General features: G+C 73.6%; 13 protein-coding genes. 7 read left to right on the top strand and 6 right to left on the bottom strand.

Annotated elements, in window-relative coordinates; translation table 11 throughout:
- Positions 1 to 13: 13 nt before the first annotated feature.
- Together OG514_RS02945 and OG514_RS02940 are read left to right on the top strand one after the other, a co-directional pair.
- Positions 14 to 721: a GntR family transcriptional regulator gene (locus OG514_RS02945; RefSeq protein ID WP_266890513.1), complete on the top strand. Its 708-nt coding sequence runs from the start codon at positions 14 to 16 to the stop codon at positions 719 to 721.
- Between the two features lie 59 nt (positions 722 to 780).
- On the top strand, positions 781 to 1,803 hold the full coding sequence (locus OG514_RS02940; RefSeq protein ID WP_266890511.1) for a 1-aminocyclopropane-1-carboxylate deaminase: 1,023 nt from the start codon (positions 781 to 783) through the stop codon (positions 1,801 to 1,803).
- Between the two features lie 22 nt (positions 1,804 to 1,825).
- Here OG514_RS02940 and OG514_RS02935 read toward each other — a convergent pair whose 3' ends face one another.
- Entirely contained in the window at positions 1,826 to 3,073 is a 1,248-nt protein-coding gene (locus tag OG514_RS02935) for a TerD family protein (RefSeq protein WP_266890509.1), read from the bottom strand.
- A gap of 36 nt (positions 3,074 to 3,109) precedes the next feature.
- A complete protein-coding gene (locus tag OG514_RS02930; protein ID WP_266890507.1) occupies positions 3,110 to 3,349 on the bottom strand; it encodes a hypothetical protein in 240 nt (79 codons plus the stop codon).
- 148 nt (positions 3,350 to 3,497) lie between these two features.
- Here OG514_RS02930 and OG514_RS02925 point away from each other — a divergent pair, with 148 nt between their 5' ends.
- Positions 3,498 to 4,433, top strand: coding sequence for an AraC family transcriptional regulator (locus OG514_RS02925; protein WP_266890505.1), 936 nt, complete (start codon positions 3,498 to 3,500; stop codon positions 4,431 to 4,433).
- A 323-nt stretch (positions 4,434 to 4,756) separates the two neighbouring features.
- On the opposite strand, the gene OG514_RS02920 is transcribed toward OG514_RS02925, so the two are convergent.
- Together OG514_RS02920 and OG514_RS02915 are read right to left on the bottom strand one after the other, a co-directional pair.
- On the bottom strand, positions 4,757 to 5,512 hold the full coding sequence (locus OG514_RS02920; RefSeq protein ID WP_266890503.1) for an SDR family oxidoreductase: 756 nt from the start codon (positions 5,510 to 5,512) through the stop codon (positions 4,757 to 4,759).
- 17 nt (positions 5,513 to 5,529) lie between these two features.
- Positions 5,530 to 6,339 (bottom strand): NAD(P)-dependent oxidoreductase, encoded by an 810-nt coding sequence (locus OG514_RS02915; protein WP_266890502.1) that lies wholly within the window; start codon positions 6,337 to 6,339, stop codon positions 5,530 to 5,532.
- 276 nt (positions 6,340 to 6,615) lie between these two features.
- Between OG514_RS02915 and OG514_RS02910 the strand changes: the two genes are divergently transcribed.
- Positions 6,616 to 7,548, top strand: a complete 933-nt coding sequence (locus OG514_RS02910; protein ID WP_266890500.1) for a 5-dehydro-4-deoxyglucarate dehydratase — start codon at positions 6,616 to 6,618, stop codon at positions 7,546 to 7,548.
- A gap of 77 nt (positions 7,549 to 7,625) precedes the next feature.
- Positions 7,626 to 8,759 carry a hypothetical protein gene (locus OG514_RS02905; RefSeq protein WP_266900729.1) on the top strand — a complete coding sequence of 378 codons (1,134 nt, stop codon included), beginning with the start codon at positions 7,626 to 7,628 and terminating at the stop codon, positions 8,757 to 8,759.
- A gap of 82 nt (positions 8,760 to 8,841) precedes the next feature.
- On the opposite strand, the gene OG514_RS02900 is transcribed toward OG514_RS02905, so the two are convergent.
- Positions 8,842 to 9,555, bottom strand: a complete 714-nt coding sequence (locus OG514_RS02900) for a GntR family transcriptional regulator (protein WP_266890498.1) — start codon at positions 9,553 to 9,555, stop codon at positions 8,842 to 8,844.
- Between the two features lie 190 nt (positions 9,556 to 9,745).
- Between OG514_RS02900 and OG514_RS02895 the strand changes: the two genes are divergently transcribed.
- Together OG514_RS02895 and OG514_RS02890 are read left to right on the top strand one after the other, a co-directional pair.
- Positions 9,746 to 11,002: an amidohydrolase gene (locus tag OG514_RS02895; RefSeq protein WP_266890496.1), complete on the top strand. Its 1,257-nt coding sequence runs from the start codon at positions 9,746 to 9,748 to the stop codon at positions 11,000 to 11,002.
- Positions 10,999 to 12,504: an APC family permease gene (locus OG514_RS02890; protein ID WP_266890494.1), complete on the top strand. Its 1,506-nt coding sequence runs from the start codon at positions 10,999 to 11,001 to the stop codon at positions 12,502 to 12,504. Before OG514_RS02895 ends, OG514_RS02890 begins: the two co-directional genes overlap by 4 nt.
- 48 nt (positions 12,505 to 12,552) lie before the next feature.
- On the opposite strand, the gene OG514_RS02885 is transcribed toward OG514_RS02890, so the two are convergent.
- On the bottom strand, positions 12,553 to 13,758 hold the full coding sequence (locus OG514_RS02885) for an amidohydrolase (RefSeq protein WP_266890492.1): 1,206 nt from the start codon (positions 13,756 to 13,758) through the stop codon (positions 12,553 to 12,555).
- Positions 13,759 to 13,776: the final 18 nt, after the last annotated feature.

Here is a 13,776-nt window from a genome sequence, read left to right as displayed (position 1 = left end):
AACATGTCAGTCCATGGACGCACTACGGCCCGTGAGCCGGACCCTGCTGCGTGACCGGGCGTACGAGGCGCTGCGCGAGGCCATCGTGCGCGGCGACCTCGCCCCCGGCGCCCCGCTCAAGGACGCCGACCTCGCCGAACGGCTCGGGCTCTCGCGCGCACCCGTGCGCGAGGCCCTGGCCCGGCTCGGCGACGAGGGCCTCGTCGAGTCCAAGCCGCAGAGCTACACCCGGGTCACCCGGCCGGTCAGCCGCGTCGTCCGGGATGCCGCCTCGGTGGTGCGGGTGATGCACGAACTCGCGGCGCGGACCGGCGTACCCCTGCTCGGGCCCGAGGGCATCCGGGCCATGCGCGAGGCCAACGAGCGCTTCGCCGCGGCCGTCCGCGCCTCCGACGTCGAGGCCGCTCTCGACGCCGACGACGAGCTGCACCAGGTCCTCGTCATCGCCAGTGGCAACCACGCCGCCGCCGCCACGATCGCGCGGTACACCCCCCTGATCCGCCGTGTCGAACGGCGGCTCTTCGGCGACGCCGGGAGCTGTGGCTCGGCCGAGCTGCACGCCCGGCTCATCGACGCGTGCGAGGCGGGGGACGCGGCGGAGGCGGTGCGGGTCACCACGGAGATCTGGGCGGCCCTCGAACAGCTCGCCGACGACGCCATCGAGGTGGCGGAGGTGACGGGCATCCCCGCGCCCCCGTCGCCCGCTCCCGCGGCTCCGTAGCGCCTCCGTCTCCGCGTCCAGGAACGTCGACCAGCAGCCGTCACTCACCGGGAGCCGCTTTGCCGATCACCGACTTCGACCGCTACCCGCTCCTCTTCGGGCCCTCGCCGGTCCACCCCCTCGAACGGCTCACCCACCACCTCGGCGGTGCCACCCTCTGGGCCAAGCGCGAGGACTGCAACTCCGGTGTCGCGTACGGCGGGAACAAGACCCGCAAGCTGGAGTACCTGGTCGCCGACGCCCTCGCCCAGGGCTGCGACACCCTCGTCTCCATCGGCGGCGTCCAGTCCAACCACACCCGGCAGGTCGCCGCCGTCGCCGCCCGCGCCGGGCTCGCGTGCGTCCTCGTCCAGGAGAGCTGGGTCGACTGGCCCGACTCCGTCTACGACAAGGTCGGCAACATCCTGATCAGCCGCCTCGCGGGCGCCGACGTACGCCTCGTGAAGGCGGGCTTCGGGATCGGCTTCAAGGAGAGCTGGGAGCAGGCCCTGCGGGAGGTCGAGGAGAGCGGCGGCAAGCCGTACGCGATTCCGGCGGGCGCCTCCGACCATCCGCTCGGCGGGCTCGGCTTCGCGAACTGGGCCTACGAGGTGGCCGAGCAGGAGCGCGCGCTCGGCGTCTTCTTCGACACGGTGGTCGTCTGCTCGGTGACCGGCTCCACCCAGGCCGGCATGGTCGCGGGCTTCGCCGCGCTCGCCGAGGAGGAGGGCGTCCCGGCCCGGCGGATCATCGGCGTCGACGCCTCCGCGAAGCCCGGCCCGACGCACGAGCAGATCACCCGGATCGCCCGGGACACCGCAGCCCTCATCGGCGTCGAGCGGCCGGTGACGGCGGCCGACGTCGAGCTGGACGACCGCTACCACGCCGGGGTGTACGGCATCCCCGACGAGGCCACGCTCGACGCGATGAAGCTCGCCGCCCGCACCGAGGGCATGGTCACCGACCCCGTGTACGAGGGGAAGTCGATGGCGGGACTGATCGACCTGGTGGACCGGGGAGAGATCGGCCGGGACTCGACCGTGCTCTACGCCCACCTCGGCGGCCAGCCCGCCCTCAACGCCTACAGCGCCCTGTTCTCGTAGCGGCGCTCGTGGAGCCGGTCGCTCAGAGTGACTGGGCGGCCGGCTTCACCATGCCCCGGACGGTCCGGGACTTCACGAACTCGCCCATCGCCGTCATCTCCCACTCGCCGCTGAACTGCTTGATCAGCTTGGCCATCATCACGCCGGTCTGCGGCTCGGCGGTGGTCAGGTCGAAGCGGACCAGCTCCTCGCCCGTCGCCGCGTCGATCAGCCGGCAGTAGGCCTTGGCGACCTCGGTGAACTTCTGGCCGGAGAAGGAGTTGACCGTGAAGACCAGGCCGGTGGCGTCGGCCGGGAGCCGGCCGAGGTCGACGACGATCACCTCGTCGTCGCCCGCGCCCTCACCGGTGAGGTTGTCGCCGGAGTGCTTCACCGAGCCGTTGAGGATGGACAGCTTGCCGAAGTAGCAGCTGTCCAGGTGGTTGCGCTGCGGGCCGTACGCGATGACGGAGGCGTCCAGGTCGATGTCCTTGCCCCGGTACGCGGGCTCCCAGCCGAGGCCCATCTTGACCTGGGAGAGCAGCGGACGGCCGCCTTTGACCAGGGACACCGTCTGGTTCTTCTGGAGGCTGACCCGGCCCTTGTCGAGGTTGATCTTGCCGGTGGAGACGGGGGCGGCGGCCGGGGGAGCGGGCGGTGTGGCGGCCGCGATGCGGGGGTCCACGGGGGCGACGGGCGGCGCGGGCGGGGCCGGGGGCGCGACGGGGGGAGCCACCGGGGCGGGCGGGGCCACGGGCGCGGCGGCGGCGACCGGGGCGGCGGCGGGCTCGTCGTCCACGGAGACGCCGAAGTCGGTCGCGATGCCGGCCAGGCCGTTCGCATAGCCCTGGCCGACGGCGCGGGCCTTCCACGCGCCGTTGCGCAGATAGATCTCGACGACCACGAGCGCGGTCTCGTTGGCCAGCTGCGGCGGGGTGAAGGTGGCGAGGACGCTGCCGTCGTCCGCGTTGCGAAGGGTGGCCGTGGGCTCGATGCCCTGGAAGGTCTGGCCCGCGGCGTCCGGGCTCGCGGTGACGACGATCCTCTCGATGCCGGCCGGGACGGCCGAGGTGTCGACGAGGATCGCGTCGGGGGCGGTCCCGCCGCCGGAGCGGTAGGTGACACCGGGGCCGGACGGCTGGTTGTAGAAGATGAAGTCGTCGTCCGAGCGCACCTTGCCGTTGGCGCCGAGCAGCAGGCCCGAGACGTCGAGCCGCACCGGGGCGGCGACGTCCACCGCCACGCGCGCGGCGGTGAGAGGGATGTTCGAGCCGGGGGTCATAGCGGTCATGCCAGAGCTAACGAACCGGGTCCCTTTGCCGTTCCCTTACCCTCGCCCGGTTCGGCCACCTTGATTACGCGGGTGGTTCCTGGCCTGCCGCTCGTTGCCGAAGCGGTACGAACCGGTCCAGCGGGCCATGACGAGCTGGGCGTCGCCCGACTCGACCTCCGCGAGGAACTTCTCCGCGCGGGCGCCGCGCAGCACGCCCGCGGCGCGTCCCAGATGCGTCAGGACGACGGAGCCGTCCCGGCGCTGCTCGTACGTGAATCCATGGGGTCGTGGCATGCCGGGCATCCTGCCGTTCCCGGTCAGATCCGTCATATGAATATTCTTTCGACCCATGGGTGCAGTGGGGGCGGAGGGGCCGGTGGTACCGGCAGGGGCGGGGGGTGCTGTGGGCACGGTCGACGGGAGCTGTTTCCGGACAAAGGACGTGGACGAGGCGCGCGAGGAACTCGACGCCCGCTACTACGCGAACCGGATGGACGTCGTCGACGGTGAGCGGCGCCCCTTCGCGGCGCGCTTCGACACGGTCGCGCTCGGCCCGCTGGTCATCGGCGACCTGAGTTGCGGGGCCGATGTGCGGATGAGCTTCGGGGAGCTGGGCGCGTACCACCTGAACGCGCCGCTCAGCGGGCGGATGGAGATGCGCCAGGCCGGCGCGCCGATCGTCGCCACGGCCACCGATGCGCTGCTGCTCGACCCGGCGGGGGACACCTTCCTCGACCGCTGGAGCGGGGACTGCCGGACCCTGTCCGTGAAGATCGGGGCGGCCGAACTGCGTGACCGCCTCGAACAGCTCATCGGCCGCGCCCCCCGGGGCCCGCTCGTCTTCGCGCCCGTCCTGGACATCACGCGCGGCCCCGGTCTGAGCTGGGTGCGCTTCGCCCGCCAGGTCGCCGCGGAGGCCCTCGCCGGCGAGGGCCTCGCCCGGCACGAGCTGGTGGCCCGCCCCCTGCAGGAGGCCCTGCTCAACGGGCTGCTCCTGGCCGCCGAGCACCCCTGGCGCGAGGACCTGGCCCACCCGGGGGAGCCCCGGCGTCCGGCCCCGGTCAAGCGCGTCATGGACGCCGTACGGGAGCGTCCCGAGCACCCGTTCACGACGACCGAACTCGCCGCCCTGGCCCGGGTGAGCGTGCGCCGCCTCCAGGAGTCGTTCCGGGAGTACGTGGGGATGTCGCCGATGGCGTACGTACGGGAGGTCCGCCTCGACCGGGTCCGCGAGGAGCTGCGGGCGGCCGGGCCGGACGAGGTGAGCGTGAGCGAGGTGGCCTGGCGCTGGGGCTTCGCCCACCAGGGCCGTTTCGCGGCGCGCTACCGGGAGAAGTTCGGCGAGTCGCCGTCGGGGACCTTGCGCGGGTGTCGCTGAGGGCGGGATCTCGCCAGGGTGTCGCCGAGGGTCCTCAGGCCCCTTGCGGCCCCGCCGCCGCGGGCCGCGACGGGTCCGGGCGTACGCCGGGGCGCGCGAGGGGCGCATATTTCGCTGACCGGCAGAATTCCATGCGCCAATCCATCGCGCATTCCGGACAGGTGCCGCGTTCAGCGGCTCGCGATGATCTTCGTCCGGGCCTACGGTGAGCAGGTCCGGCTGCCAGCGTGCACCGTGACCCGGGCCCCGGCCGGCTCCCCCGTATCAGTCCGGCCGGGTCCTGTGTATTTTCGCGCGGTTCTCCCGTTCGGGTGGCCGTTGCCTCAGGCCAGCCCGCCGTTGCTCAGCAACAGCTGCCCGTTGATCCACTGCCCTTCGGGTGAGCAGAGGAAGTCCACCAGGTGCGCGGTGTCCCGAGGGGTGCCGAGGCGGCCGAGCGGGGTCTGCCGGACCATCTCCTGCCGCAGTTCCTCCGTCATCCAGCCGGTGTCCACCGGACCCGGATTGACCACGTTGGCGGTGACCCCGAGATGCGCCAGCTCGCGCGCGGCGGCCAGGGTGATGCGGTCGAGGGCGCCCTTGCTCGCCCCGTACGGCAGGTTCCCCACGGTGTGGTCGCTGGTCAGGGCGACGACGCGGCCGGTGCCCGGAGGGCCGGTGAAGCGACGGCCGTACTCCCGGATCAGCAGCCAGGACGCGCGCGTGTTGACCGCGAAATGGCGGTCGAAGCTCTCGACGGTGGTGTCGAGCAGACCGGAGTCGACCGACTCGCAGTGGCACATGACCAGGGCCGTGACCGGGCGGCCGAACCGTTCCCCCGCCGTGTCGAAGACGCGTGCCGGCGCCTCGGGGTCGGCGAGGTCGGCCTCGACGGCCGTGCAGGCCGCGCCCAGCTCGGCGAGCTGCTCGGCGATCGCCCCGGCCGCGCCGTCCTCCTCACCCCAGTCCATGCGCCGGTCGTACGGGGTCCAGTACGTGAACGCGATGTCCCAGCCCGACTCGGCGAGACGTAGGGCGATGCCCGCGCCGATGCTGACCGTACGGCCCACACCGGTCACGAGGGCCAAGGGACGGTTCATCGTGTTGCTCCTGTCGTTCAGTGCGGCCACCGGGGCGGGTTCACACAGAAGTGCCCGCCCAGGTAGAGGTCGTCGGCGCTGCCCTCCGGGGGGAAGCCCTTGTCGGCGATGAGCTTCTCCGCGTAGACCTCCGAGTCGTCCCGCGGTTCGAAGCCGAGCTCCCGGGCCGTGGACAGGTCCCACCACGCGCGCGTGTTGGCGGAGGAGCCGTACACGACCGTGTGGCCCACGTCCCCGGCGGTGAGCGTGGCGTGCAGCAGGCGGGCGCAGTCGGCGGGGCTGAGCCACATCGACAGCATCCGGACCGAGGTGGGCTCGGGGAAGCAGGAGCCGATGCGGACCGAGACCGTCTCGACGCCGTGCAGGTCCCAGTACAGCTGCGCCAGGTCCTCGCCGAAGCACTTGGAGAGGCCGTAGAAGGTGTCCGGGCGGTGCGGGGTGTCGACCGGGACGAGCGGGTCGCCCTCGCGTGGCTGACGGGTGAAGCCGACCGCGTGGTTGCTGGAGGCGAAGACCACGCGCGGGACGCCCTCCTCGCGGGCGGCCTCGTACAGGTTGTACGTCCCGGCGATGTTGGCGGCCATGATCTTGTCGAAGGTCGATTCCAGGGAGATGCCCGCCAGGTGCACGATCGCGTCGACACCCCGGACGGCCTCGCGCAGCGCCGCGCGGTCCGCGAGGTCGGCGACGATCGCGTCGGGCGCCCCCGGCACGGGGGCGACGTCCAGGAGGCGGAGCTCGTAGCCGTACGGGGGCAGCAGCTCCCGCATCAGCGTGCCGACGCCTCCGGCGGCGCCGGTGAGCAGGACGGTGCGGGGTACGGCCATGGAACGGATCTCCTCCGTCGAGCGGCATGCGGTGTCGTTCGCATGCGGGGGCATTCAACCGCATGCGATGGCATTCACCTGAGTGGAATTCACAACCGTGGACACGCTAGGGAGCGGCCCGACGGAGCGTCAAGAGCGGGCGACAGGGCGCGTTCTCACCTTGACCGGCCCTTCCGTGCTGTTCTAGCGTGCGGAGCGTCAGTGTTCAAGAATATGGATGACAGTCATAACTGTGCACGCGATGGCCCTGCACGACGGACTTTCCTGGGAGCGCCCGTGACCACTGCCCCGCTCACCGGCCGGCTCGACGGCCTGCTGTTCTTCCCTGTCACCGCCTTCGCGCCGGACGGCTCCGTCGACCTCGACACCTTCCGCGCCCACGTGCGCGCGGGGATCGAGGCGGGAGCCGCCGCCGTGTTCGCGTGCTGCGGCACCGGCGAGTTCCACGCCCTCACCCCCGAGGAGTTCAGGGACTGCGTCGCCGCCGCAGTCGAGGAGGCCGACGGCCGCGTCCCCGTCGTCGCGGGCGCCGGCTACGGCACCGCCCTCGCCGTGCGGTTCGCCCGGCTCGCCGAGGAGGCCGGCGCCGACGGACTCCTCGCCATGCCGCCGTACCTCGTCGTCGCCGACCAGGCCGGGCTGCTGCGCCACTACACCGAACTCGCCGCCGCCACCTCGCTCGACGTCATCGTCTACCAGCGCGACAACGCGATCCTCACCCCCGCCAGCGCCGTCGCCCTCGCCCGCACGGACGGGATCATCGGCCTCAAGGACGGCCTCGGCGACCTCGACCTGATGCAGCGGATCGTCAGCGCCGTCCGCGCCGAGGGGCTCGACCTGCTCTACTTCAACGGCCTGCCGACCGCCGAACTCACCGGCCCCGCCTACCGGGGCATCGGCGTCACCCTCTACTCCTCCGCCGTCTTCTGCTTCGCCCCGGACATCGCCCTCGCCTTCCACCGCGCCCTCACCACCGGCGACGACACCACCGTGAACGGGCTCGTCGACGTCTTCTACCGGCCGCTCGTCGAACTCCGAGCCCAGGGACGCGGATACGCCGTCTCGCTGGTCAAGGCGGCGGTGCGGCGGGGTGGCCTGGACGTGGGTGAGGTGCGGCCGCCGCTGAGCGAGCCCGCGCCCGAGCACGTCGACGCCCTCATGCTGCTCGTCGAGAGCGGCCGGGCCCTCCTGAAGGAGCTCGGCGCGTGAGCGGGGGTACGGGAGGCCGAGGCGTGAGCGGGGGTACGGGAGACCGGGGCGTGAGCGGGGGTACGGGAGGCCGGGGCGTGCGGGCGGGGGCCTTCGTCTACCCCTGGGACGTCGACGGCGATCCCGCCGCGCCCGCGCTGCTCGCCGAACTCGGCCTCGCGCAGGTCACGCTCGCCGCCGCCTACCACTCCACCCGGGCACTCACCCCCCGCCATCCCGGCCACCGGATCGTCACCGCCGAGCACGCCGCCGTGCTCTACCCGCCGGACCCGGACCGCTGGTCCGGGCGCCCGCTCCGCCCGTACCCGGCGGGGGAGTGGGCCCCCGGCGACGCCTTCGGGCGGGCCGTCGAGGCTCTCGCGCCCACCGGTCTTGAGGTGCACAGCTGGGTCGTGCTCGCGCACAACTCCCGCCTCGGCGCCGAACATCCGGAGACCTCCGTCGTCAACGCGTACGGCGACCGCTACCCGTGGGCCCCCTGCATCGCCCGCCCCGAGGTCCGCGACCTGCTCGTCGGCCTGGCCGCCGAGGCCGCCGTACGGCCCGGCGCCGTCGGCACCGAGCTGGAGTCCTGCGGCTGGTACGGCCTCGCCCACCTCCACGCCCACGACAAGACCGGCGGCGTCGCCCTGGGGGACCGGGAGCAGTACCTGATGTCGCTCTGCTTCTGCCCTTCCTGCCGGGAGGGGTACGGGGGCGAGGGCGTCGACCCGGACGAGCTGGCCGCCGTCGTGCGCGGCGCCCTGGAGCCCGTGTGGGGCGGATCGGGTCCCGCGGGCGGGCTCGGCGCCCTGGAGGCCCCGGCCCTGGCCTGGCGCGCGGGGACCGCCCGCAGCTTCCAGGAGGCCGCCGTGGCCGCCGTACGGGCCGCGGCCCCGCCCGGCTTCCGCGTCCTGCTGCATGCCGACCCCGACCCGTACCGCTGCGGCGCCGACTCCGGCACCGACCCGGCGCACGTCCTGGGCCTCGCGGACGGTGTGGTCGCCCGGCCGCTCCGGGTCGCGGAGTTCGCGGCCCACGCGCGCGTGGACACCGTCCTCGCGGCGAACCTGTCCGTCGTCACCGGCATGGGTGGCGCGCCCGACCGGCTCGCCGACACCGCCGAGCGGGCGCGGGACGCGGGCGCGACCGAACTGCGGCTCTACCACGCCGGGTTGGCCTCGGGCGAGGATCTGGCCGCGGTCCGGACGGCCCTGGGGAAGCTCGGCTAGGGGAGAGCCCCTGGGGACCCCCTGCTGGAGACCCCTGCTGGAGACCCCTTCGGGATCCCCCTGGGGGCCTCCCGAGGAATCCCTAAGGCGCCGTCTCCGCCGCCTGTTCCTCCCGGGATGCGGCGAGAAGGCGCGCGGCGGAGGCGCGGGTGTCCGCGACATGGGCGCGGGCCAGCGCCTCCGCGCCGTCCTCGTCGTGATCGCGGACGGCCTCGTAGAGCCGCTCGTGGGCCCCGCACATCGGCTCGCCGTCCGACTGGGCGGAGGTGAGCCGGAAGAGCCGGCGCAGCCGGGAGTCGAGCGGGGCCATCAGGTCCACCAGGAGCGGATTGCCGGAGAGTTCGACGATCTGCCGGTGGAAGTCGGCGTTGAGGGAGACGGCCTCGCGGAGGCGTCCGGACTCCGCCGCCTTCCTGGCCCGCGCGAGGAGCCGCTCCAGGTCCCGCAGTTGGGCGGGACCCGCGTGCCGGGCGGCGAGCCGCGCGGCCAGGCCCTCCAGGTTCTCCCGTACGTCGAAGAGGTACTCCGCGTCCCGCGGTCCGAAGTCCGCCACCACCGAACCCCGGCGCGGCTGCACCGAGAGGAAGCCCTCCGACTCCAGGCGCTGCATCGCCTCGCGCACCGGGACCCGGGAGACCCGCAGCTCGTCGGCGATCTCCCGCTCCACCAGCCGCATGCCCGCCGGGTACTCCGCCTCGATGATCCGCTCGCGCAGCTCCACATAGACCCGCTCCCGCAGGGACTGGTGGGTGTCCCCGACGGCGGTGCCGCGGGTGGCGGGGCGTTGGACGGTCATGGGGGCGGCTCCAGTCGGGTGGATGTCGTACTCCTTCGATCTTCGCAGACCCGTGGGCCCGGAAAATTCGACCCCCGTAAACCGTTGCTTGGTATTCGGTATACCAGCTACCTTGGCGCCGCACCGCGCTCACCAGGGGAGATCCCGGCATGGCCCCCTTCGAGCCGTACGGATCTGCGAAGGAGAAGCCATGAGCGAGGCCCCGGCCCCGCCACTCACCACCACGGGTGAACCCACTGCCCTCGTCTGCACCACCCTCCCCGACGGCCGCACCGCTGACGTCCGTCTCCACGACGGTCTCGTCAGCGCCGTGGAGGACCACGTCCCCGGCCGCCCCACCCCGCCCGGCGCCCTCCACCTCGGCGGCGCGCTGCTGCTGCCCGCCCTCGTCGACGGTCACGCCCACCTCGACAAGACCCTCCTCGGCGCCCCCTGGCGACCGCACCGCGCCACCGCCGGCCTGCGCGAGCAGATCGCCGCCGAACGGGACTCCCGCCACACCGAGGAGGTGCCCGTCGCCGAACGGGCCGCCGCCCTCGCCCGCCGGATGGTCTCCCTCGGCACCGGCCACGTCCGCTCCCACGTCGACGTCGACCCGGACACCGGACTCGACCACCTGCACGCCCTCCTCGGCGTACGCGAGGACTTCCGCGACCGGCTCGGCATCCAGCTCGTGGCCTTCCCGCAGAGCGGGGTCGTCACCGCGCCCGGTGTCGTCGACCTCCTCGACGCGGCCCTCGCCGAGGGTGCCGACCTGATCGGCGGGCTCGACCCGGTCGGCTTCGACGGCGACGCCGACGGCCAGCTCGACATCGTCTTCGGCCTCGCCCAGCGCCACGGCAAGGGCATCGACCTCCACCTCCACGACGGCGGCGAGACCGGCACCGCCCAGCTGCGGGACATCGCGGCCCGCACCGCCGCGCTCGGCCTCGGCGGCACGGTCGCCGTCAGCCACGCGTACGCACTCGGCGACGTCGACGACGCCGAACTCGACCGCACCTGCGCGCCCCTCGCCGCCGCCGGGGTCGCCATCATGACCAACGGTCCCAGTGGCCCCATGCCACCCGTCCTGCGGCTGCGCGAGCACGGCGTCCGGGTCTTCGCAGGCTCCGACAACATCCGCGACACCTGGTGGCCGTACGGCACGGCCGACATGCTCGAACGCGCCACGATCATCGGCCTCAGGGCCGGACTCATGACCGACGCCGAACTGAGCGCCGCCGCCTCCCTCGTCACCGACGAGGCCGCCGCCGCGCTCGGCCTCACCGGTCACGGACTCACCCCGGGCAGCCGCGCCGACCTCGTCGCGGTCGCCGCGGGCTCCGTCGCCGAGGCCGTCGCCTCCCACCCCCGCCGACTGCTGGTGCTGCACGCCGGCCGAGTCGTCGGACCCTTCGCGGACGACACCTTCCCCGCACTCGTACCGGCCGCAGGAGGAGCGAGATGAGCACCGGAACCACCCCTCGTACGACCCCGGAGGCGATCCCTCCCGCGACCCCGACGGCGGCCCCGACGGCGACCCCGGAGGCGGGGAAGCTCGCCGCCGGCCGGATCGGCACCTTCGACCTCGTCTTCTTCGTCGTGGCCGCCGCCGCACCGCTCACCGTGCTCGCCGGAGTCGCGCCCTTCGCCATCGGCATCGGCGGTCCCGGCGCCCCGCTCGCCTACCTGGTCTCCGGCGCCCTGCTCGCGCTCTTCGCCGCCGGGTTCACGGCGATGAGCCTGCACGTCCGCAACGCGGGGGCCTTCTACGCCTACGTGGCCCGCGGTCTCGGCCGCACCCTCGGCGTCGGCACCGCGTACGTGGCCGTCGTCTCGTACAACCTGGTCACGCCCGGAGTCGCCGCCGCCTTCGGCTACTTCGCCGCCGGTTCGATCCGCGACTCCACCGGCGTCGACGTGCCGTGGTGGCTGCTCTCCGGGGTCTGCGTCCTCGCCGTCGGCGTGCTCGGCTGGCTGAAGGTCACGCTCAGCGCCAAGGTCCTCGGCGTCGCCCTGGTCCTGGAGGTCCTGTCGCTGGTCGTCATGGACGGCGGCATCATCGGCGAGCGCGGCACCGCCGCCCTCGACACCGCGTCCTTCGCCCCCTCGACGCTTGCCGCGGGCGGGGTCGCGGGCATGTTCGTCCTGGTCATCGGCGCCTTCACCGGCTTCGAGGCGACCGCGATCTTCGCCGAGGAGGTGCGCGAGCCGCGCAAGACCGTGCCCCGCGCCACCTTCATCGCGATCGGCTTCCTCGCGGTCTTCTACTCCCTGGGCTGCTGGCTGATCATGGGCGCCTTCGGCACCGACGAGGCCGTGGAAACGGCCCGCGCGGCCGACGGACCGGAACTGACCTTCCGGGCGGCCGAGCTGTACGCCGGACCCTGGCTGGCGGACGCCATGCACGGACTCATCGTCGTCAGCGCCTTCGCCGCGACCCTCGCCTTCCACAACGCCGCCGCCCGCTACCTGTACGCCCTCGGCCGCGAGGGCCTGCTGCCCCGCCGGCTCGGCGCGGTCTCCGGCCGGCACGGCTCGCCCGGCGGGGCCGTCGTCGCCCAGACCGCCTTCAACCTGGCGATCGTCGGCGCCGGAGCGCTCCTCGCCGCCGACCCGTACGGCGAGGTCTTCCTCTGGACCAACAGCGTCGGCGTCCTCGGCATCATGGGCATGCAGGCCCTCGCCGCGCTCGCCGTCTGGGCGTACTTCCGCCGCGACCGCCACGGCCTCTCGGCGGCCCGGGTGGTCTGGGCCCCGCTCGTCGCCTGCGCGGGCCTCGCGGTCCTCACTGTTCTCGCGGTGGTCCACTTCGACCTCCTGACGGGCCGCACGGGCGCCGTGAACACGGCCCTCCTGGTCCCGCTCCCCGTGGTCCTGGTGGCCGGCCTCCTGGTGGCCCTCCGCATTCGGCGCACCGACCCGGAGCGGTACGCCTCCCTGACGACCGTGGACGTGGAACGCGACTGATCCGGTACGGGGGCGGGCCCGCGCCCGCCCCCGTACCGCCGTCGACCGTCAGACCAGCCGGCCGTCCCTCGCCACCACCCGGCCGGCGCGGACCACCAGGTCGCGGCGGGGGAGGTCCACCAGCGCCTGGGGGAGGCATTCGCCGTCGACGAGCATGAAGTCGGCGGGGGAGCCCGGGCGGAGGTCGGCCTTCGGGAGGCCCAGGAGGTCCGCGCCGCCGTCGGCGGCCAGGCGGAAACAGGACTCCAGTTCCTCGTCGAGTCGCAGGTCCAGGGCCCAGGCCGCGAGCCAGGCCCGGTGCAGCATGTCCGCATTGCCGAACGGGCTCCAGTTGTCCCGGACTCCGTCCGAGCCGAGCCCGACCCGTACCCCGCGCTCGGCGAGGCGACGGAACGGCAGGATCGTCGTCACCGACAGGGCGACCGTCGTGAGGGCGATCCCCGTCTCCGCGAGCAGGTCCGCCGTCTCGTCGAGCTCACGGCCGGACAGACCGGCCACCGCGAAGGCGTGCGCCACGCTCACCCGGTCCTGGAGCCCCAGCGCGCGCGTACGGGCCGCGATGTCCCGCAGCGGGGCCAGGCCCTGCTCGCCCCGGTCGTGGAGGTGGATGTCCAGGCCCAGGCCGTGCTTCTCCGCGAGGGCGAAGACCGTTCCCAGCTGGTCGCCCGTGCCCTCGCCCGTCGTGTCGAAGCCCGCCGGGTCGATGCCTCCGATGTGCGTGACCAGACCGCTCGCCGCGGCCTCCGCGAGCAGCTCGGCCACTCCCGGCGTGCGGACCACACCGTGCTGGGGGAACGCGACCAGCTCCACGTCCACGATCCCGGCCAGCTTCGCCGCCGCCTCCGCCACTCCCTCGATCCCGGACAGGCCGTACGAGGGCGCCACGTCCGCGTGGGCGCGCATCGCGCGCGTGCCCTGGGCCGCCGCGTGCGACATCAGTCGCAGCGCCCGCTCGCCCACCGGCGTCGGGAGCGCCCGGGCGAGCTCCACGTCCCCGGCGACGTACTCGGCGATGCCGTCCGCCGGGCGCCTGCTGTGCCAGGGCTCGCCCCAGGACGTCTTGTCGGGGTGGATGTGCGCGTCGACCAGGGTCGGCAGCGCCAGCCGCCCGCCCCCGTCGACCCGCTCGACCACGGCGCCCTCCGGGACCTCCGTCACCAGGACGCCGTCCACGGCGATCAGGTCGCCGGCCGGCCGGCCGAAGGGCCGGACGTCGTGGAACAGGGTCGCGGTGTGGGGCGGCGGCGGGGTCACGGGAGTCTCCTCGGAGCT

The sequence above is a fragment of the Streptomyces sp. NBC_00572 genome (genome assembly GCF_026341815.1).
Lineage (GTDB): Bacteria > Actinomycetota > Actinomycetes > Streptomycetales > Streptomycetaceae > Streptomyces.
Note: the sequence above shows the minus strand (reverse complement) of the source record. Positions and strands in the feature narration are given on the sequence as shown.